This window comes from Poriferisphaera sp. WC338 (assembly GCF_050931845.1).
Lineage (GTDB): Bacteria > Planctomycetota > Phycisphaerae > Phycisphaerales > Phycisphaeraceae > Poriferisphaera.
The window spans coordinates 4,006,450-4,025,965 of the sequence record NZ_CP194516.1; the positions used below are offsets into that span (position 1 = coordinate 4,006,450).

The window sequence follows — 19,516 nt, forward strand, 5'->3', positions numbered from 1 at the left end:
GCCTGCCCTTTTTGATACATCAAACTTCTATAACCCGCGCAAACTTATGTGTAATACTGGCTGCGCTCGTCGTCTTCGTTATCCTTAATGTGATGACCGGACCAATTTACCAGATCGACGCCTTTACCGACCAGTCTTTTTCTGGAAACCCTGCCGCAGTCCATATCCTCGCTGATTCAAAGCCTGACACTTATCTGCAGGCCGTTGCTGCCGAGATGAACCTCTCCGAAACCGCCTTCATCCTCCCACGTGATGACGGCTCCTATTCTCTCCGGTGGTTCACGCCTGTTGCCGAAGTCGAACTCTGCGGTCACGCCACCCTCGCCTCAGCACATATCCTCTGGCAAACCGGTCGGCACTGTATCTCCTCAGACATCATCTTCCACACACAAAAACGTGGTACCCTCGTCTGCTCCCGCACTGAAAACAATTGTATCACCATGCGCTTCCCTCTCGATAAACCCAAACCCCTCAACCCCGCCGACATCCAAAATTATGATCAACTCCTCACACATCTCAGCCTCCAATCCGCCGACGTCGTTGACCTTTTCCAAGGGCCATATGACCTCATCCTCACATTGGAATCCGAATCTCTTGTTCGCAATCTTCAGCCAGATTTCAATGCACTAGCGGCCATTCCATACCGTGGTATTGCTGTGACAGCTAAAGCGGATACTAAAACAACAGTCGATAACGAAAGTACCAGCGTTGATTTTATATCTCGTTTCTTTGCCCCCTCGCTCCGCATCAACGAAGATCCAGTTACCGGTTCGCTTCATTGTGTGCTCGCCCCATATTGGTCTGAAAAATTAGGTAAATCCGAATTCATTGCCGTCCAAGCCTCACCCCGTTCTGGTACCCTCTATCTTGAGCTTCTCCAAGACAAACCCGGCGTTCTCCTTATCTCCGGTTATGCTACTACTATCTTTGCCGGGCAACTCCTCACATAAAAAACGCCCCATCTAACCATAGGTTGGATAAGGCGCTTCCGGGGGCAAAATAGATTTTAAATTCACCTCTTCAATCCCAACACCGCCGGTGTTGGGGAGAAGAAATAATATCTCGTTGATGAATTAGCCTTCTGACTTCTTCACCGTTTCTGCTTTTTTCACTTCCAGCGTGTTGCCTGGTAAAAGCGTTGCTTTCACCTTCACCTGTTGGCCGTGTGTGCCGCCTTTACCCTTTATCAACTCTTGTGCCGAACCCGTTGGGATATAGTTGTAAATATTTCCCTTCGTATCTTGCAGATGGTGTAAGTGCCCCAACTTGCAGCTGTGCGGCAAGTCCGCCATCTTCAATTGGCACTGGCAGCCATTCACACCCACCAGTTCAACTTCTTTACCTTTGGCGCTCTTGAACTTGCTCACATCAACTTGCTTGCCTTCAACCAGTTTTGCTTCGTCCAAGAACAACATCGAGCCACTGTTGTAGATTTTGCCCTTTGCCGCGATTACATCGCCCGGCTTGATCTCTGATAAAGCAGCCTTATTGCTTGGTGTCTCAATAAAGTGATATACACCCTTTTCTGTCACCAAAATCAAGTCCACCAGCGCTTCGCCGCTTTCATCATGATTGTGCTCATGAGCGCTTTTTGATTCAGCATCAAAGAATCCACGTAACGACTGTACCACGCCGACTTGTTCAAATTTGCCTACCGGCTCGCACTTCTCGCAAGTCTCCCCGTCACATATGGTTTTCTCACCTTTAGCTTTGGCGGCCTTTTTAGCGTCACACTTTGTACACGGCTTCCCCGCAGCACATGTTTCACATTTAGATTTCTCGCCCTCAGCGGCAGCTTTCTTCTTTTCACACTTCTCGCAGTATTCGCCTTTTGCACATGTTTCGCACTTTTTCTTTTCTGCATGCTTGTGACCGTGATCCTTGTCACTGTGGTCATGGCCCTCACTTGGCTGTGTGGCCGCAGGTTTGTCACTGCATCCGCAAGTGTCACAGGCCATTGCTGCCTGTCCACCCAGCCCCAGCATCAACGCCAATCCAAACAGGATTGCCAAGCATTTCTTCGTGTTCATCGACTGATCTCCATCGTGTGTGGTCATAGGATAAGCGCAGATCGCGCTACATTGTGTTCATGCAAAACCATCATGATGACTTATCTATTCCCATAACCCCAATTTTCTATTGTTTTTTACCTCACCAATTTTATAGATTCAGAAAATGTTTCACGCCCATCATCATTAGCTGTGCCGCAAGCACACAAAACACCAACCCCGTTAACTTGCTGAAGATCGTCAGCCCCCCGATCGCCTTTTCCACCGTGCTCACGCCATCCACACAACCTGACAATACTACCCAAGCTTCACCCCTTACAGCAATAAATTTGCTTTGCAAGCGTTTTCCAACAAAAGGAGTTCCTTGTGAAATGCATCATCACCAGTTTCGCGATCATTCTTCTCCTCCCCACTTTGACTATTGCACAATCGGCACACACATACCCCATCGTCGACACCAATCAGATCCGTACCTACAACAACACCTCTCGCATTAAATACCCTTTAAGATCCAGTACCTTCTTCGGCCAGGATGCACAGTATCAAGGATTAAAACCGAGCTATCAAGACAATCATGATGGCACCATCACCGATCTCAACACCAGTCTCATGTGGCAAAAAGAATATCAGCGGGCCACCTATCAACAAGCCGTTTTTGGTACGAAGAAATGTCGCACAGCAAACCACAACGACTGGCGACTCCCTACCATCAAAGAACTCTATTCACTCATCGATTTCTCCGGCAGCGACCCCGACCCTCGTGCTGCCACCTCATCATCGATCCCATTCATTGATACCAGTTGTTTTAACTTCACTTTCGGTGATACATCCCGCGGAGAGCGTATCATCGATGCACAGTACTGGACCTCAACCATCTACACCTCAACCACCATGAACGGCAACAAAACAGCTTTCGGTATTAACTTTGCTGATGGCCGCATCAAAGGATATCCGACCTCTTCACCGCGCGATCGTAATAAACAACGATTCGTTCGCTATGTCCGAGGCAACACTAACTATGGCAAAAACAATTTTATTGACAATAGTGACGGTACTATTACAGATAAAGCAACAGGTTTAATATGGGCGCAAAACGATTCTGGTGAACCCATGCCATGGCAAGAAGCTCTTAAATACTGCGAACAACTCAAACTCGCCGGTCATACCGATTGGCGACTTCCAAACGCCAAAGAACTCCAATCCATCGTTGACTACTCACGTTCACCGGATGCAACACGCTCACCAGCCATCAATCCAATCTTTAATACAACAACCATCAAAAACGAAGGAAACAAGAAAGACTATCCGCAGTTCTGGACTTCAACGACACACAAATCGCAGCGCGGCGGAACAAACGCCGTTTATATCGCCTTTGGCCGCGCACTTGGTTTCATGTCCCCCCGGCCACCTTCTAATAACCCGCGTAAAACCTCGCGCAATGCAAAGCTCATGGATGTTCACGGTGCTGGTGCGCAACGCTCCGACATGAAATCCGGCAACCCCGATGACTATCCTCAGGGTCACGGTCCCCAAGGTGATGTCATCCGCATTGAGAACTTCGTCCGTCCAGTTCGAGGTGGCGCAGCAATCCTCATCACCAAAGAACCGTCACTCATAAAGACTGAAAAACAAGTACAAAACACACAACTACGATCACAGATCGACCTCTTCATTAAACGCCTTGATCGCAACGGCGACAATAAAATCTCCAAATCAGAATTCGATGGTCCTAGAGAACACTTCTCACACATCGACCGCAATGGTGATAACTACATCACCGCCGACGAAGCACCAACCGGTCCGCCCAAAGATCCTCCCAGTCACGAGTCTGGCAGCAGACCTCCCAAGCGCCATCATTAATTGCATAAAAAAGCCTGCAGAAATTAACCTGCAGGCTTTTTGCTTTCCTATATCATTTAATTATCCTACTGCTACCAATGGCTTCACCGACTTGCGCTGGTTCTCCTCCACCACCTGCTGCAAGAACTGATCGAGCGGCACCGCGCCCAGATCCCCCTCACTACGATGACGTACACTTACCGTGCGAGCATCACGGTCCTTGCCGCCCACCACCAGCATGTACGGAATCTTTTCTTCCTGCGCTACTTTGATCTTGCCATTCAAACGATCATTACCACTGTCGAGTGTCACGCGGAAGCCAGCCTCTCTAAGCGCGGCATAGACCTCATCCGCATAGTCCATAAACTTATCACTGATCGGCAGGACGCGAATCTGTTCCGGATGAAGCCATAACGGGAATGCGCCGTTGAAATGCTCAATTAGCACGCCGACGAATCGTTCCATCGAACCAAACGGGGCGCGGTGGATCATGACCGGCGCATGCTCCGTGTTGTCGCTGCCCACATAAGATAGTTCAAACCGCTGTGGCAGCTGATAGTCAACCTGTACCGTACCCAATTGCCATTCGCGACCAATTACATCCTTCACGACAAAATCGATCTTTGGCCCGTAAAATGCCGCCTCACCCGGCTCCGAACTAAACGGCACACCCAAACTCTCAGCCGCCTTCAAACAGGCTGCTTCCGCGCGATCCCAGTCCTCAGGATTACCGACATACTTGCTGCTGTCCGGATCACGCAACCCAACACGCACACGGTAATCTTCCATGCCCAGCGTATTAAAGATCACCTTCACCAATTCCAAACAACCCTGCACCTCATCATCCAATTGGTCCGGCAAGACAAACAGGTGCGCATCATCTTGCGTAAAACCACGCACGCGCGTCATCCCATTCAGTTCGCCTGATTGTTCCCAACGATACACCGTGCCGAACTCCGCCAAACGGATCGGCAAATCGCGGTACGATCGTTTTTCACTCGCATAAATCCGAATGTGATGCGGGCAGTTCATCGGCTTGAGCAGGTAGCCATCAATGTCGCCTTCTTCAAGCATGTTTGAAAGCTGACCACACGTACAACCTTCATCCGCAAGTGCTTTGATTTGTTCACCTGAAATCAATGGCGGATATTGCGAATCTTGATAGTACGGGAAGTGGCCGGATGTTCTATATAGATCCAGCTTCCCGATGTGCGGCGTGAACACCTGAAAATAACCCTGCTTGGTCAAATGCTCGCCAATAAACTTCTGCAACTGATCGCGGATGATCCCGCCCTTCGGCTTCCAAAGCACCAAACCCTGACCAACCTTATCATCGATTGCAAATAGCCCGAGTTTTTGTCCGATGACGCGGTGGTCGCGCGCTTTGGCTTGCTCAAGTTTTTCGAGATATTCTTCGAGGTCTTTTTCTGAGAAGAAGGCGGTGCCGTAGACGCGCTGGAAGCGGTCGGAGTTCACATCGCCGTGCCAGTTGGAGGAGGCGATCGACATCACCTTGTAAGCACCGATGAGTGAGGTGTTGGTGACGTGCGGCCCTTGGCAGAGGTCTTCCCAAAATTCAGATTGCGGTGTGGTCGAACAAGCTGAATCTAAAGATGGATCACCCGTCACATACCATGACAACGTGGTCGCGCCGTTTTCGATCGCGCGCTCGGCGTTATCGATCTTGTATTTATTGTTCTCCGCCTGCAGCTTCTTCATCCCCTCATCCACGGGGAGGTCGTATCGTTTGAAGGCGCGGTGGCTGGCGATGATATTTTTCATCTCCGCTTCGATTTTGGCGAAGTCGTCAGAGGAGATGGGGGTGTCGAGTTTGATGTCGTAGTAGAAGCCGGTGTCCAGCGGCGGGCCGTAGGCGAGTTCGGTGTCCGGCCAGAGCTTTTCGATGGCTTCGGCCATGACGTGAGCGGTGGAGTGGCGGAGGAGGTATAGCGCATCGGCTTGGTGCTGCTCATCGCGGAATTTGGAGCGGCCTTTCTTGTCCTGTCGGGGTGCGGTGACGATGCCGATTTCGCAATCTTCTGTGATTGGGGAGGTTACGTCGACGAGTGTGCCGTTGACGCGGGCGCCAATGGCTGCCTTGGCGAGTCCTTCACCGATTGAGGCGGCGACGTCGTAGGGAGTTGAGCCGACGGCTAGAGAGAGGGAATTACCATCAGGGAGTTTGATATTGATGTTGTCGCTCATGATGCGGTCTCCAGTGGCTTTTGCACTGCATTTTAGGGGTTTGGCCCTTGGGTGTTGGATTTCAGAATTTTAATGTAAAAGGCGGTTTGATGTTTCGTTCACCATTGAAGGCGCGGGTTGATGCGGTTGAAAGCAATTTTACTTCTGAGGGTGGGGGAGAATGAGAAACGCCTCGCGGTTTGGCGAGGCGGGTGAATTGCTGAGTGGTTTGATGAATCAGTGGATCACTTGCCTCGGTCCGGTGTTGTGTCGGTCGTGGTGGTGCTTCTGGGGGTGGTTGTTTCACGGGTGATCAACATGATGCACTCAAAGTATCGAGATGAGAGAGGTGATGCAAGAGAGTGGGAGTATAAAAAGATTGTGAATATTTGCGGGTTGTGCGATGCTATGGGATATTTTGGTGCTGCGATGAGGGGAGCTTATAAGCAAGATGATATTTAAGCTGTAAAACAAGGGGTTTGATGATGACTTGCCTAGCCTGTGAATCTGAATGTGCTGAAATGGATGTGAAAGAGTGGGTGGTGGTGAAGTTGGCGGTAGCGAAGAAGCGCGGATTTGCAGTGACAAGCGGGCAGGTGATCGTGCGGGGATGGGGGATGCAAGAGATTGATCGTGTGCAGACCGAGGTGTGTGCGGATTGTATGACGAAGAAAGTGTCTGAAGCGGCGGCGGATCGGCGGCTTGCGTTAGTGCGCTACCAGCAACGACAGAAGATTTTGAATGTGGGCGGGCCGGCGCTCGGGGCGGTGATATTTGGGGCGGCGTATTTTCTTGGGCCAGAGGGTATTGAGGCTATCGGGTTGCCAAAGCGGTGGCATGATTATGCAATTGTGGTGGCGGTGGTGGCCGCGATCCTGCCGGTGCTTCATTTCTTTTTGGATCCTAAGCTGGATGGGAAAGGTGATGGCAGCGAAAAGTATGCTGAGCGCATGCGTGAGGATGTGGGGGATGCTTTTCATCGTGAGTTTGTTGAGACGATGCGCGAAGGGATCAGCAAGCGATTGGGTGAAGATGTGAAGGGGTTTGTGCTGCATCCCGAGCCGGTGTTGCCCGAGCCCGAGCCAGTGAAGGGGATGTGTTTTATGGTGCCGGCGAAAGCAATAGCTGGATATCAGAAGCACCAAGAGAAAACCGGGTGGTCGCGGATTGACTACTACCACAAGGGCGCGGATGTATCGGGGGAGTATGATCGTGGGCTGCAGCGGCAGAATTTACGTAACTTTGGTTTTGAGCATTGGGGTGAGTTTTTGTCGAAGCCCGCAGAGGAGCTGGCGAAAGTGATTGATGGTTATGCGGATGATGGTCAGGATTGAGTGAGATGAAAGACACTATTTTTATAGGGTTTTTGCGTGAGTTGTGTTAAGATCTCACCTTAGGGGCAGGATGCCGGAGGATGACGCAGGGAAGCACATCTGGTTGTTGCATGTCAAGAAGGTGAGAGAGACCGATGGCGATCTATGAGAAATCGACGCGCGAATTGATGTTTATGATGGTCGATGAGATGGGGATTCGTAAGGGTGAACGGATTCAGCGGGAGCAGGTGGTGAATTGGTTCCGTGAGCGATATCCAAAGATCCGTGTGGAGGTGGTGAACTCACATTTGACTCGGATGAGTACGAATGCAGAAAGCCGAGTAAGTCATTACCGCAGGACGTTGCGGGATGATTTGTTTTATCAGGTAGGACGTGGTGAGTGGGAGTTATATGATGCGGCGCGGCATCCACGGCCGATTGTACCGGGGGGATATGAGGATGTTTGCGAGGTAGAAGATGAAGTGGTTGCGGAAACGGCGCGGCGGGCTGAAAGTAGCGAGTTTGCGTATGAGAAGGATTTACAACATTTTTTGGCGCGGCATTTAGCGGTGATCGAAGACGGAATGGTGCTATACGAAGATGAAGAGGCAAAGGGGATTGAATATCCAGCAGGTGGACGACTGATTGATTTGCTGGCGGTGGATCGGGAAGGTGGTTTGGTGGTTGTCGAGTTGAAAGTGAGCAAGGGTTACGACCGGGTGGTGGGGCAATTGCTCAGGTATATGAACTGGGTGCGGCGGTTTGTGGCAGAAGAAGGGCAACGGGTACGAGGGATGATCGTGGCGCGGCACATCACAGAAGACCTGCAGCTAGCGTGTGCGGGGCTGGCGGATGTGTCGTTGTTGGAGTACGAAATGTCAGTGAAATTGCAACGCGTTATGACATAGATTGCTAGGTAGAGGAGGGGGTTTCCGGATATCTCATAAAATGTAAATATATGTTGATAAATTGTTTACATGCAATTTCGATTAAGCGCGTGCGATTTATTTTGACCAAATGAGGCCGGATGCTATACTTTAATTGAACAATCGTTCAAAACGAATGTTCAGCGGCATGGTAAGCGATTAAGAGAGGATGAAGGATGGACCTCGAAAGCTTTGGTTTAAAAGTGAGTTTGTGATGGTAGATAAGCAGAAACAGATTGTGAAAGTTCGTGATGAGACAGGGGAAAAGGAGCGCGGGGATATAACGCGCGACAAGTTGATTCATGTGAGTGGTCGGTTGTTTGCGGAGAAGGGATTTGATGGGACAAGTGTACGGTTGATTGCGAAAGAAGCAGGTGTGGGGATAGGTGTATTGAACTATCACTTTAAGAGTAAGGATGGTTTATATGAGGCTGTGCTGGGTGAGGTGTTGTCATATTTTGGGAAGCCAGCCTTTGCAACTGAATCGGGATATGGAGCGCTGCCAAACAAGGAGAAGCTGCGGATGTGGGTGATGTGGGCAGTGCATGATGCGCTGATGTATGGGATTGATGAAGATGAGGGGGTTGGTTGGTATCGTCAGTTATTGACGCGGGAGATGCTATCGCCGTCGGAAGTGTATTTGAAGTGGTATATGGGTGAGGGGATGCAGCAGGTTGAGGTGCTGGTTGAGATTGTGAGCGGGATGTTGGGACTGGGGAAGCTAGATGAACGTGTGAATTTTTGTGTGATGAGTTTGTTGGGGCAGGTGTATGTTTACTATTACGAAAGTGGCGCGATGCGGTATGTATGGCCGGGAGTGTATACGGATAGTGAAGTTGTGGATCGACTGGTCACGTTCACGGAGCGGATTGCGATAGCAACGATTGAGGCGGCACGTGAATCATTATGAGTTTTGAGGGTTTAATTTAAATAGTTTTAATATTTATCTTCACGTTGTCGTTAAATAATATGTTGAAAGGTTGAATGATGAAAAAGATCAAATGGTTCACGATTATATCGCTGATCATTTTGATTGGTGGAACTGCGATGGGTTGGTATCGGGTTTGGGGCGTGTTGTTTTTGTGGTGGGGTATTTATGAAATCATTATGGGTCGAACGTTTTTGGTAGAAGATATTCGGCGTGATGATCATGTGATTCTGTTTTGGTTGATCACATTAATGTGGTTGGTATTTGGTGTGCTGGCATTGGTGTTTGGAATGTAGTGGTATTTATTTTTTGGGTGGGTGTGGTTTGTTTGGACTAGTGTACGTTTGGGGGACTTGGAGATTTGCGATGAAAGTTTTATTGATTAAAGCATCGAATGATAGTGATTTTAAGCGGTATAAGAAATATGTAGGTTCGCCGCCCCAGAATATATTCTCGGCAGCAGCGGCATTACCGCAGGGAATAAAGTTTGAGATGGTAGATGAAACTTCGGGGAGCCCTGCACGATTGAAGACAGATGCGGACGTGGTTGGTATTTTTGCGTCCACGCCGGATGCTATGCGGATGTATGAATTGGCGGATGCATATCGGAAGCGTGGTAAGATTGTGGTGTTGGGAGGATTGCACGCTACGTTTTTGCCGGAGGAAGCCGCGGGTCATGCGGATGCGGTGATTGTGGGAGAGAGTGAAGGGTTATGGGAAGATATTTTGGCTGACGCGTGCGATGGGAAGATGAAAGCGCGCTATGAACGAGATAAGCCGGTGGATTTGCGCGGGATCAAGGATTTTCCGTTGGGCAAGATATCGGCGGATATTTACAAGGGGCTATGGTCGGTATTGGTGTCGCGAGGATGCGGGTTTAATTGTGCGTTTTGTACGGTGCGTGTTTTTGGCGGGGCACAGCGGTGGCGGCCGGTGAAAGAAGTGGCGCGTGAGATTGCGGCGTGTGGGTATGACTGGGTGGAATTGCACTCGGATAATCTGACGTTTGATCGCGATTATGCGATGGCGCTTTTTAAGGAGATCAAGCCGTTGGGGATCAATTGGGTCGGTGAGACCACGATCACGATGGCGGATGATGAGGAACTGTTAGATGCCGCGGTAGATAGTGGGATGCGATATATGCTGGCGGGTTTGGAAACGCCGTCGCAGTCGGCACTCAAAGGCGTAGGTAAAGGGTTTGTGTCGGTGGATAAGGTGAAGGATCAGGTGGCGCGTTTGCATGAGCGGAACGTGATGGTCGATTCATGTATTTTGTTTGGTTTTGATCAGCATGATACTGATATTTTTCAGCAGTCGCTGGATTATGTGGACGAGGTTGATGTGGATGTGGTGACGGGAGTGATTATGACACCATATCCTGGGACGCGGTTGTATAAGAAGTTGGAAAGCGAAGGACGGATTTTAACGAAGAATTGGAGCTTATATGACGGATCACATGCGGTGTTTAAACCGATGGGGATGAGTGCCGCTGAGTTGGAGGAGGGGGCAGGATGGTTTACGGAGAAGTATTACGATACGTGGCGGTACATTAAGCGGAAGGCGAAGCATGTGAAGCGTTTTGGGATTGGGAACGCGATAATGTTGACGCCGTAGGGGTGAATTTTTTTATGATTCTCTTTACTTGTCTCGTCCTTATGCGTGTGAGGGCGGGACAATTTTAGTTTGTAGCTTTAGTTTTATTATTGAGAGTAAATGTGGGATTGAGTTTTGTCGGAATGTGCGCATTGGTATCAGCAAGCCAGTTATTCAGCATGGTGAGCAGTTCTTGATGCATTTGTGGATTTAACGTTGAAAGATCAGTGGTTTCAGATATATCGTTTTTGAGGTTAAAGAGTTTGGTACTGTTATTCTCAAAGTATCGAATGAGTTTGTAATCACCAAATCTTATAGCAGCGGCAGGGACACCTCGCCAATAGATATGATCAGTATTATGTACGGGGATGTTTCGAACTTTTTTATTGCCACTAAGGTAGAGCGGGTAGTACCAGAAGATAGGACGAGGGTTGATATGTTCTGACTTTAGGAGAGGGAGGATTGATATGCCGTCGCATAGTTGATCAGAGGGAATGGGTGATTGAGCAATTTCCGCGAATGTCGGAAGAAAATCAACTGAGTTTATGGGTGTATCGCAACGAGTGTTTGGAGCTGTGACATGGGGGTAAAGGATAATGGTGGGTATACGGATGCCGCCCTCAAAGAGTGATCCTTTGCCAGAACGTAGAGGCTTGTTTGTAGTAACGGAAGTAACGCCGCCGTTGTCAGATGAAAAGATAATAATCGTGTTTTGATCGAGATGAATTTTTTTAAGATGATCCCGGATGCGGCCAACGGAATGATCAACGGCATGAATCATAGCGGCGTAGATTGGGTTATATTTTTCGTCGGTTTTTTCGAGTTTTTGTTTGAAATAGTCGGTGATGTCTGCGCGAGCTTTAATGGGTGTATGGACATCAAAGTGTGAGAGATAAAGAAAAAAAGGTTTGTCTTTATGATTGTCTATAAAGGTGATGGCACGGCTGGTAAGGGTTTCGGCGATGTTGATGTCGTTATAGTGTGTTTTAGTGTCGTTGGGTTTATCGCTAGTTGAACTAATATCAAATCCAAGGTGGTGTGGTCCAAGATGCCATTTACCAAAGCGGGCAGTGGTGTAACCGGCAGCCTTGAGATTGGTGGCGATGGAAGGGGTGTTTTCGGGGAGAGCGGTTGGTGTGGGGATTGTGTTATAGAGGGGGTTATTTGATTCGCGATTTGGGACGGCAAGTCGCATGTAGTCGAGACGGCCTTTTGATCGAGCACCAGGTGTATAGATGTGGTGTCGTGGTGTGTAAGTTCCTGAGATAAGAGATGCGCGTGTTGGAGCACAGTTAGGACCACAAGAATAAGCATTTGTGAATATGAGCCCATCGGCAGCAAGTTGGTTGATGTTTGGCGTTTCGTAGAAGCTGGGATTGTTGTAGGCGACATCCATGTATCCGAGGTCGTCGGCAAGGATGAAGATAATGTTTGGTTTTGTATTAAGCGAGTTTGCTTGAGCAAAAGAGTTTGTGGATGAGGTAAGGAGAGAGAGAGTGGCTAGACAGGATGCAGAGTAAATGGCTGTGGATTTAATCATTTTTTTGCTCTATCTATTTAGAATATCTGTTTATCCATTATGCTTTGATATAGGTGGACTGGACAAGACCTGTGGGGAAGGATTCGGTTTTGGTGTGGTTGAGGTGGAGGAGGGGATTGTTGTCTGAGTGCGGAAAGAGGGGGACGCCTTTGCCGAGGAGTACGGGGTGGACGGAGAAGATGTAGGTGTCAATGAGGTTGTGGTGGATGAGTGGGTGGATGAGGGAAGCGCCGCCGACGAGCCAAAGATTAAGCTGGGGTTCGGGTTCAGGGAGATGTGTGGGGTTGATGCTGTGCTGAGATTTGAGGTGATGGATGTAATCGATGATGGACTTATCTGCGAAAGTAATATTGTCAGGATGGGGATTATGATCGGGGGTGTGGTGGGTGAAGACGATGGATTGCTTGGTGGGGTATGGGTATGGGCCGAAGGTGAGGATTTGGTCGTAGGTTTTGCGGCCGAGCAAGAGAGTGTGGATGTTTTTGTAGAAAGAGGTGTAGTTGTAATCTTGATCTGTGAAGAGCCAATCGACGGAGCCGTCGGGTGAAGCAATGTAGTTATCGAGTGAGGTTGCAATAAAGAGGGTGAGGTTAAGCATGGGAACGATGATAGCGATTGCTTGTGAGTTGTGGAAGGTGTGAGATAGGGGTGGCACTTAGGAAGCAGGGGCGTGCGGGTAGGGGACGAGGGGGGTATGATGTAGAGGTTTGGCGGGAATATGGGGGCGTGTTGGCATAGAGTGGGAGGAGTATAAAAAGGGGATGCGCCTGTGTGTGGGATAATGATGATTGGCGGCCTTGACGGGTTTGTGTGAACCGGTTGCGGCGTGTTGCCGATGGTATGACGTGAAGAAGGCGAAGTGCGATGAGCGATAAGCAGCAAGTTGGTTTTGGATTTTCTAAGCGAGGTCAACGGATTGTTGATCAGCCGATCAGCTATTTGATGGCGAAGGCGATCGAGAATCCGGACTTGATTTCGCTGGCAGCAGGGTTGGTGGATTATGAGACACTGCCGGCGGAAGAATGTTCGGCGATCTTGCAGGACATTTTGGGGGATGAGGCAAAGAGCAGGGTGGCGTTACAGTACGGAACGACCGAGGGATTCTGGGAGTTGCGCCAACTTCTCTATGAACATTTGTGTGAGATGGATGGGGTGAAGCCGAGCGCGTATCCGGGAAGTGCGGCTGAAGTGGTCGTTAGCACGGGGAGTCAACAACTATTGCATATGCTGGCAGATGTGATGCTGGATGAGCATGATGTGGTGATTGCATCGTGGCCGAGCTATTTTGTGTATACGGGTGCGTTGGCGGCGGTGGGTGCGACTGTGCGGAGTGTAGATATTGATGAATATGGGATGAAGCCGGAATGTTTAGAGCGGATGCTGGAGGGGTATGATGCGCTGAATCAGATAGAGCGGGTGAAGATGGTGTATGTGGTGAGCTATCATCAGAACCCGACAGGGATCACGTTGGCTCAGGAACGTAAGCAGCAAATCGTGGAGATTGTAAAGAAGTTCTCGAAGCGGCATCGGATTTTGATTGTGGAAGATGCGGCGTATCGTGAACTGACATATGAGGGTGAAGCGCCAAAATCGATGAAGACATGGGATGTGGATAATGAATACGTGGCGTATTTGGCGACGTTTAGCAAGCCGTTCAGTCCGGGGCTTAAGACGGGATACGGGCTTTTGCCGAATGATTTAATCAAGCCGATACAGTTGAACAAGGGTGGACGGGATTTTGGTTCGACGAACTTGTCGCAGCATTTGATTTATGAGGCGATGAAGCGAGGTGTTTTTGCGAAACATGTTGAGCGGTTGAAGAAGGCGTATAAATTAAAGCGCGACGTGATGCTTGAAGCGCTGGAGAAATATGTCGGGGTGTTGGATAAGAGGATATATTGGACGAAGCCGAGCGGTGGTTTGTATGTGTGGCTGACGTTGCCGGAGGGGATTGATACGGGGAAGGATGGGAAGCTGTTTGCAGCGAAGATGGAGCGTGGAGTGATCGGTGTGCCGGGGGTTTACTGTTATCCAGAAGATCCGAATCGTGATGCGCCGAGCAATCAGATTCGGTTGTCGTTTGGGACGGCAACAGCGGAGCAGGTTGAGGAAGGGGTGAAGCGATTGGGTGAGGCGATTGCACATATTTTACCGAAGGAAGTGGCGAAGTAATGACGTGATGGGGATGATAAATTATTTGAATGATAATGACCGTATGCCGCAAGGTGTGCGGTTTTTTAGTGTTGCGAATGATCATGCTTGTTAAAATGCCGGCATGATGGACTGGAAACAATTACTGAACTGTGAGCGGTTTTATATGGGGAGCAAAGAGGGTGGTGTGACTTCTGGGGGAGAGGTGCGAAGTGAGTTTCAGCGGGATTATGACCGAGCACTATTTTCAAGTGCGGTACGGCGGTTGCAGCACAAGGCTCAGGTGTTTCCGCTTGAGCCGAATGATCGTGTACGGAACAGGTTGACGCATTCGTTGGAGGTGAGTTGTATTGCGCGGAGTTTGGCGGAACGGTGGTTAAGTGGGACTAAGCGTGAGATAGACGATGAAGTGCGTGGTGGGATTGCAGCAGTCTGCGCGACGGCTGGGTTATTGCATGATTTGGGGAATCCGCCGTTTGGTCATGCAGGTGAAGCGGCAATCGCGGAGTGGTTTGCAGGGAAAGGTGAGAAGGTATGGGGAGATGCGCTAGATGGTGATGATGACGATGCGAAGTGGGCGCGTGCAGATTTTTTGAAGTTTGAAGGTAATGCGCAGACGATGCGGATTGTACTTAAATTGCAGAGTCTACTAGGGGAGAGTGGGTTGAATCTGACGTACGGAACACTGAGCGCGTGTCGGAAATATGTGGGGCGGAGTGTAGATGTTGATAAGACGGATCAAGGGAAGAAGAAGCCGGGCTGGTTTCGTACGGAGCGCGAACAGATTGTAAAGATCGAAGCGCAGACGGGGACGGGTGTGAATGGGTCATTGGTGGGGATGCGTCATCCACTGACGTATTTGGTGGAAGCGGCAGACGATATTGTGTATTGCACGGGCGATCTTGAAGATGGTTTATCGAAGGGGATTTTAGATTGGGAACAAGTAAAGCGCGAGCTTGAGGTACGTCTCGAAGGCGAGATAGGGGAGAAGGTTGCGGCTATGGCGGAGCATATTGATGGCCAGTTGGATCATCATATAGGCAGTCACGATCGTGGTGAGCGGAATGTCGTGGCAGGGCAATTGCTACGGACGCGATTGATTGGAGTGCTCATTGAAAGTGTGGTTGAAGGATTTGAGGCAAAGTATGACCAGATCATGTGCGGCGTATTTAAGGGAGAGCTTGTGGTAGAAGCGGGGATGGGGGCTGTGGTGAAGGCGTGTAAGGGGGTGGGATATGATCACGTTTATGGGGTGACGTCTAATGTGAAGTTAGAGGTCTTGGGACGGAAGGTGATCATGGATCTGCTCGACTTGTTTTGGGATGCGGTACGCGGATATGAGGGAAAGGCGAGTTTGCGAGGATATGATGCAAAGGTTTGGGAGCTGATCTCGCCGAATTATCGAGGGTTGTTTGAGCGGTGGTATGAGAAAGCGGCGGATGATGCAGCACGTTGGGAACTAAAGCTACACTTGGTGACGGATTATGTTTGCGGTATGACCGATCATTATGCACGGCAGATTCATAGAGAGCTTTTGGGGTAGTGTTAAGAAGTAGGGGGGGCGAGTTGTCTAAGGGAATGCGAGGCTGTGATTGAGGGGGAGTTATTGCATGGCGCAACGGATGCGGGTGCGGTTTTACCCCTTGTTTCAAGTAAAAAATCAACAAATATCGGAAATGAAGGCGATTTGTGGGGGGGAAAAGTAGAAGGTTTCGATTTGTACGGAATGATATTGTTGATGGGTCTGCGTAAGTGGCGTGGGCATGGGGTCCTTAAGAGAAACGGAATGCGAAAGGCGCACCGGTACATCATGGAAAGGACTGAATTATGAAGGCATTAGATGTAATTGCAGCAATCTTGCTGATCGTTGGCGGGCTGAACTGGGCACTAGTAGGTTTGTTCCAGTTTGACCTGATAGCTTCGGTTTTTGGTGGTGAAGGCACGGCACTCGCGCGGTTGATCTACATCCTGGTTGGTGTTGCGGCTGTATGGCAGATTGCGCAGTTCAAAGCCATCCAGCAGCGTTGGGGTCAGACCGCTGCAAGTAAGCCAATGTAATTAGCAGTTGTATCAAGGATGATGCGGCTGAGAATGGATTAGAAGCTGGCGCATGAAAGTGCGTCGGCTTCCTTTTGTTTAATGTGTAACCATCTTGGGTGAGTTGATTGATGGTAGATAAAAAAACAAACAAGATTGAGAGGGGGCGAATGAGTTGGGAGACGTGGCTGTTCATGCTGCTTGGGGTGGCGTTATTGTTTATGGTGGTCAGCCGAGCGTGCGGTGAAGGGGATGGTTCGGGGATTAATGAACCAGCGACAGTGATGGAAGTGATGACAGGAGAGGGTGAGTATGCCACGATGCGATCACTTATTGTATTAGGTGGATTGGAGGCGGTTGTAGAAGGCGATGGGCCGGTGACAGTTTTCGCGCCAACGGACCGAGCGTTTGAAAAGCTAAACGCGGATGTGCTTGCGGATTTAAAAAAAGAAAGCAATCGTGAAACGCTGCGACAGGTGCTCAGTTTTCATTTGGCACCTGGGATGTATTTGCGAAATGATCTGATCAATATGGAGGTGGTGCCGACGCTTGAAGGGCAGACGCTTCGGGTCGGCGTGGTTGGCGAGACGGTTTCGGTAGATGGTGCTGTATTGGTAGGTGGTGAGCGGTTAGCGGGCAATGGCGTGGTACATGGGATTGATCGTGTTTTATTACCGGGTGGATTGGATGGTTTGGGGTTAGAGAAAGAAATTGACGGGGAGTGAAGGGCTGTGACGGGTGATGAAGTGGGTAAATTTTTTGGAGATTTAAGATGTTGAAACGTAATCGAATGTGCTTGATGAGTTTGGCTGGTGTTATTGCGATGATAAGTTTGGTGACTTTTGGTTGCCATAACGGCGATGACAAAAACATGGATGGTTCGTCATCAAGCGCGATGCCTGAGAAGATGGATAAGGACAAAGCGGATGATAAGCGGATGAAAAACAAGATGGATGGGGAGATGAATGATCGGGTGGGTGAGAGGATGGATGAACCGGCAACGATTGTGGCGGTACTATCCGACCACAATCAGTTTTCCACGCTAGATAAAGCTGTAAGAGAAGCACAGTTGACAAGGGTATTGCAGGAACGCGGGCCATATACATTGTTTGCGCCGACCGATGATGCTTTTGACGATTTGCCGGACGGTGTACTGGAAAAATTATTAAAGCCTGAGAACCGCTGGTATCTACAGATGATCTTGAAGTATCACGTGGTGAAGGGTCAATATGACATGGCAAAGATCGGCCAAGAACACGATCTCCGTTCACTTGAAGGACAGAAGTTGATCATTCGGACGGATGGCGATCAGATTTATGTCAGTGGAGCGCGCGTGACCAATACAGATTTGATCTCGCGAAATGGTGTGGTGCATCAGATAGACAAGGTGCTTCTTCCAGATCGATTTGATGTGAATGATCTGCGGTAGTTTGATCTTACTGATATGAGATGTTCGAAACCCGTTGCAGGGATGCGACGGGTTTTTTGTTGTTGGAGGTGTTTTTGAAAACAAGGGGTGGGATGGGGTATGCTGTGGTGATGAATAGAGGTGCAGGAAATACGAATCGGAAACGGGCGACAGGCAACAAGCTTGAGGTCAGTGGTTATGGTTTTGAAGCGGAGGACTTGCCGCCGTTTGAAGATGGGGTAATCGATCTTGCGGAATATTTTGACTTTGTGGACAAGGGGTTGCCGTTGGAGCTGGAGATTGGAAGTGGGAAGGGGACGTTTTTGGTGCAGCAGTCGCCGCAAACGCTTGGGATCAATTATTTGGGGGTCGAATATGCGAAAGCGTACTGGCGGCATGCGGCGGACCGTGTGAGGAGGCACGGCTTGCCGAACGTTCGGATGTTGCATGCTGAGGCAGGATATTTTTTACGGAATTATGTGGGGGAAGGGGTATTGAGTCAGGTGCATATTTATTTCCCGGATCCTTGGCCGAAGGCGCGGCATAACAAGCGGCGATTGGTACAAGAAGGGTTTTTGAGAGAGTTGCATGTGAAGTTGGTTGCGGGTGGACGAGTGAGATTGGCGACAGATCATCTTGACTATTTTGCGTGGATGGAAGAACACGCAGCGAAGGTGGAGGATTTGTACGAGCGGATCGCTTTTGAAAGCCCAGCAAGTGCTGAGGAGGGTGAACTGGTGGGGACAAATTTCGAGCGGAAGTACCGTGAGGAAGGGCGGGAGTTCAACGGGATGGTGCTGGTGAAGAAGGGGTAGTCGTTAGAAGTCATGGTGTTACAGGGGGTTGGGTCTTCAGAGCAGCATTGATATGAAAACCGGTGGAAATCTAAAGGGTTATCGGGCGGTGGTGGTAGAAGATGGGAAAGTTGTGGTGTGATTGATGAAGGATGGGCGGGGATGGGGTATGATGTGCAGGTTGCCTGTGGTGCGTATGCGAACAATCGCGGCAATTAATTTATTGATGATATTCAAAGTGGAGATGAAGCGATGCTTAAGAAGATGGCAAGTGTGCTGGTTGTGGCAGTACTAGCTGGCGGAATGCTGGTTGGATGTCAGGGCGAGCAAAAGGTTGAAGAAAACAACGCTCAGACAAGCAATCATGCGGCGGCTGAGCCTGTTGCAATCAAGAGCAAGACTCATGGTTCTGACAAGGCGATGAACGAAACAGGCGTGACGCTTGTGAAAAGTGATGAAGAGTGGGACGCACTCGGAATGCAGGGCGACAAGCCGAATTTTAATGAAGAATCGGTTGTGGTTCTGAGCCTGGGTGAAGTGCCAACAGGTGGTTATTGGGCGCGAATCACCGGGGTTCAGCAAGTTGGCGATGTGCTTTATGTACAAGGCATCGTGAATCAGCCAGGTTCTGAAGAAGTTGTGACTGAGGCGATTGAATATCCATACTGTGTTGCGGTGATCGAAAAGGTTGACGCGAATGATGTGCAGTATGATGTTCAAGAAGTGAGCGGCCAGCAGCCAGCGGCTGAATGAGTCTAATCGCTTAATAGACATGAATATTTGGATGAAAGAAC

General features: G+C 49.5%; 18 protein-coding genes. 14 read left to right on the forward strand and 4 right to left on the reverse strand.

The annotated features are described in order from the left end of the window. The first annotated feature begins 92 nt into the window (after positions 1-92). Positions 93-950 carry a PhzF family phenazine biosynthesis protein gene (locus ACQ6WK_RS16590; RefSeq protein ID WP_432798507.1) on the forward strand — a complete coding sequence of 286 codons (858 nt, stop codon included), beginning with the start codon at positions 93-95 and terminating at the stop codon, positions 948-950. Between the two features lie 123 nt (positions 951-1,073). Here the strand turns inward: ACQ6WK_RS16590 and ACQ6WK_RS16595 are convergent, their stop codons facing one another. Further along, a complete protein-coding gene (locus tag ACQ6WK_RS16595; RefSeq protein ID WP_432798508.1) occupies positions 1,074-2,030 on the reverse strand; it encodes a hypothetical protein in 957 nt (318 codons plus the stop codon). Positions 2,031-2,375: 345 nt separating this feature from the next. Here ACQ6WK_RS16595 and ACQ6WK_RS16600 point away from each other — a divergent pair, with 345 nt between their 5' ends. Further along, the gene (locus ACQ6WK_RS16600) at positions 2,376-3,869 is read left to right on the forward strand and encodes an Lcl domain-containing protein (RefSeq protein WP_432798509.1); all 1,494 of its coding nucleotides are present in this window, start codon (positions 2,376-2,378) and stop codon (positions 3,867-3,869) included. Positions 3,870-3,929: 60 nt separating this feature from the next. Here ACQ6WK_RS16600 and thrS read toward each other — a convergent pair whose 3' ends face one another. Beyond that, the gene (gene thrS, locus ACQ6WK_RS16605; RefSeq protein ID WP_432798510.1) at positions 3,930-6,053 is read right to left on the reverse strand and encodes a threonine--tRNA ligase; all 2,124 of its coding nucleotides are present in this window, start codon (positions 6,051-6,053) and stop codon (positions 3,930-3,932) included. 464 nt (positions 6,054-6,517) lie between these two features. Between thrS and ACQ6WK_RS16610 the strand changes: the two genes are divergently transcribed. From ACQ6WK_RS16610 to ACQ6WK_RS16630, 5 genes are all read left to right on the forward strand, one after another. Next, on the forward strand, positions 6,518-7,366 hold the full coding sequence (locus ACQ6WK_RS16610) for a hypothetical protein (RefSeq protein ID WP_432798511.1): 849 nt from the start codon (positions 6,518-6,520) through the stop codon (positions 7,364-7,366). A gap of 134 nt (positions 7,367-7,500) precedes the next feature. After that, a complete protein-coding gene (locus ACQ6WK_RS16615; protein ID WP_432798512.1) occupies positions 7,501-8,253 on the forward strand; it encodes an endonuclease NucS domain-containing protein in 753 nt (250 codons plus the stop codon). 232 nt (positions 8,254-8,485) lie between these two features. Next, a complete protein-coding gene (locus ACQ6WK_RS16620; protein WP_432798513.1) occupies positions 8,486-9,181 on the forward strand; it encodes a CerR family C-terminal domain-containing protein in 696 nt (231 codons plus the stop codon). 74 nt (positions 9,182-9,255) lie between these two features. After that, positions 9,256-9,495: a hypothetical protein gene (locus tag ACQ6WK_RS16625; protein ID WP_432798514.1), complete on the forward strand. Its 240-nt coding sequence runs from the start codon at positions 9,256-9,258 to the stop codon at positions 9,493-9,495. A gap of 70 nt (positions 9,496-9,565) precedes the next feature. Further along, positions 9,566-10,813 (forward strand): B12-binding domain-containing radical SAM protein, encoded by a 1,248-nt coding sequence (locus ACQ6WK_RS16630; protein ID WP_432798515.1) that lies wholly within the window; start codon positions 9,566-9,568, stop codon positions 10,811-10,813. A gap of 64 nt (positions 10,814-10,877) precedes the next feature. Here ACQ6WK_RS16630 and ACQ6WK_RS16635 read toward each other — a convergent pair whose 3' ends face one another. Continuing rightward, entirely contained in the window at positions 10,878-12,332 is a 1,455-nt protein-coding gene (locus ACQ6WK_RS16635; RefSeq protein WP_432798516.1) for a sulfatase, read from the reverse strand. 37 nt (positions 12,333-12,369) lie between these two features. Beyond that, the gene (locus ACQ6WK_RS16640) at positions 12,370-12,930 is read right to left on the reverse strand and encodes a dihydrofolate reductase family protein (RefSeq protein WP_432798517.1); all 561 of its coding nucleotides are present in this window, start codon (positions 12,928-12,930) and stop codon (positions 12,370-12,372) included. A 266-nt stretch (positions 12,931-13,196) separates the two neighbouring features. Between ACQ6WK_RS16640 and ACQ6WK_RS16645 the strand changes: the two genes are divergently transcribed. From ACQ6WK_RS16645 to ACQ6WK_RS16675, 7 genes are all read left to right on the forward strand, one after another. After that, the gene (locus tag ACQ6WK_RS16645) at positions 13,197-14,504 is read left to right on the forward strand and encodes a PLP-dependent aminotransferase family protein (protein WP_432798518.1); all 1,308 of its coding nucleotides are present in this window, start codon (positions 13,197-13,199) and stop codon (positions 14,502-14,504) included. Between the two features lie 103 nt (positions 14,505-14,607). Further along, on the forward strand, positions 14,608-16,026 hold the full coding sequence (dgt, locus tag ACQ6WK_RS16650) for a dGTP triphosphohydrolase (RefSeq protein ID WP_432798519.1): 1,419 nt from the start codon (positions 14,608-14,610) through the stop codon (positions 16,024-16,026). A gap of 284 nt (positions 16,027-16,310) precedes the next feature. Beyond that, positions 16,311-16,541, forward strand: coding sequence for a DUF378 domain-containing protein (locus tag ACQ6WK_RS16655; RefSeq protein ID WP_432798520.1), 231 nt, complete (start codon positions 16,311-16,313; stop codon positions 16,539-16,541). 110 nt (positions 16,542-16,651) lie between these two features. Beyond that, complete coding sequence (locus ACQ6WK_RS16660) at positions 16,652-17,245, forward strand: fasciclin domain-containing protein (protein WP_432798521.1); 594 nt, start codon at positions 16,652-16,654, stop codon at positions 17,243-17,245. A gap of 47 nt (positions 17,246-17,292) precedes the next feature. Continuing rightward, positions 17,293-17,949 (forward strand): fasciclin domain-containing protein, encoded by a 657-nt coding sequence (locus ACQ6WK_RS16665; protein ID WP_432798522.1) that lies wholly within the window; start codon positions 17,293-17,295, stop codon positions 17,947-17,949. A gap of 74 nt (positions 17,950-18,023) precedes the next feature. Beyond that, a complete protein-coding gene (trmB, locus tag ACQ6WK_RS16670; RefSeq protein ID WP_432798523.1) occupies positions 18,024-18,743 on the forward strand; it encodes a tRNA (guanosine(46)-N7)-methyltransferase TrmB in 720 nt (239 codons plus the stop codon). A 231-nt stretch (positions 18,744-18,974) separates the two neighbouring features. Beyond that, positions 18,975-19,475, forward strand: a complete 501-nt coding sequence (locus ACQ6WK_RS16675) for a protease complex subunit PrcB family protein (protein WP_432798524.1) — start codon at positions 18,975-18,977, stop codon at positions 19,473-19,475. The last annotated feature ends 41 nt before the right edge of the window (positions 19,476-19,516 follow it).

What these genes read in the sequence shown, in the direction of transcription:
- ACQ6WK_RS16590 (WP_432798507.1), top strand. Translation starts at nt 93, where the DNA reads ATGACCGGACCAATTTACCAGATCGACGCCTTTACCGACCAGTCTTTT.
- ACQ6WK_RS16595 (WP_432798508.1), bottom strand. Translation starts at nt 2,030, where the DNA reads ATGAACACGAAGAAATGCTTGGCAATCCTGTTTGGATTGGCGTTGATG.
- thrS (WP_432798510.1), bottom strand. Translation starts at nt 6,053, where the DNA reads ATGAGCGACAACATCAATATCAAACTCCCTGATGGTAATTCCCTCTCT.
- ACQ6WK_RS16610 (WP_432798511.1), top strand. Translation starts at nt 6,518, where the DNA reads ATGACTTGCCTAGCCTGTGAATCTGAATGTGCTGAAATGGATGTGAAA.
- ACQ6WK_RS16615 (WP_432798512.1), top strand. Translation starts at nt 7,501, where the DNA reads ATGGCGATCTATGAGAAATCGACGCGCGAATTGATGTTTATGATGGTC.
- ACQ6WK_RS16620 (WP_432798513.1), top strand. Translation starts at nt 8,486, where the DNA reads ATGGTAGATAAGCAGAAACAGATTGTGAAAGTTCGTGATGAGACAGGG.
- ACQ6WK_RS16625 (WP_432798514.1), top strand. Translation starts at nt 9,256, where the DNA reads ATGATGAAAAAGATCAAATGGTTCACGATTATATCGCTGATCATTTTG.
- ACQ6WK_RS16630 (WP_432798515.1), top strand. Translation starts at nt 9,566, where the DNA reads ATGAAAGTTTTATTGATTAAAGCATCGAATGATAGTGATTTTAAGCGG.
- ACQ6WK_RS16635 (WP_432798516.1), bottom strand. Translation starts at nt 12,332, where the DNA reads ATGATTAAATCCACAGCCATTTACTCTGCATCCTGTCTAGCCACTCTC.
- ACQ6WK_RS16640 (WP_432798517.1), bottom strand. Translation starts at nt 12,930, where the DNA reads ATGCTTAACCTCACCCTCTTTATTGCAACCTCACTCGATAACTACATT.
- ACQ6WK_RS16645 (WP_432798518.1), top strand. Translation starts at nt 13,197, where the DNA reads ATGAGCGATAAGCAGCAAGTTGGTTTTGGATTTTCTAAGCGAGGTCAA.
- dgt (WP_432798519.1), top strand. Translation starts at nt 14,608, where the DNA reads ATGATGGACTGGAAACAATTACTGAACTGTGAGCGGTTTTATATGGGG.
- ACQ6WK_RS16655 (WP_432798520.1), top strand. Translation starts at nt 16,311, where the DNA reads ATGAAGGCATTAGATGTAATTGCAGCAATCTTGCTGATCGTTGGCGGG.
- ACQ6WK_RS16660 (WP_432798521.1), top strand. Translation starts at nt 16,652, where the DNA reads ATGGTAGATAAAAAAACAAACAAGATTGAGAGGGGGCGAATGAGTTGG.
- ACQ6WK_RS16665 (WP_432798522.1), top strand. Translation starts at nt 17,293, where the DNA reads ATGTTGAAACGTAATCGAATGTGCTTGATGAGTTTGGCTGGTGTTATT.
- ACQ6WK_RS16675 (WP_432798524.1), top strand. Translation starts at nt 18,975, where the DNA reads ATGCTTAAGAAGATGGCAAGTGTGCTGGTTGTGGCAGTACTAGCTGGC.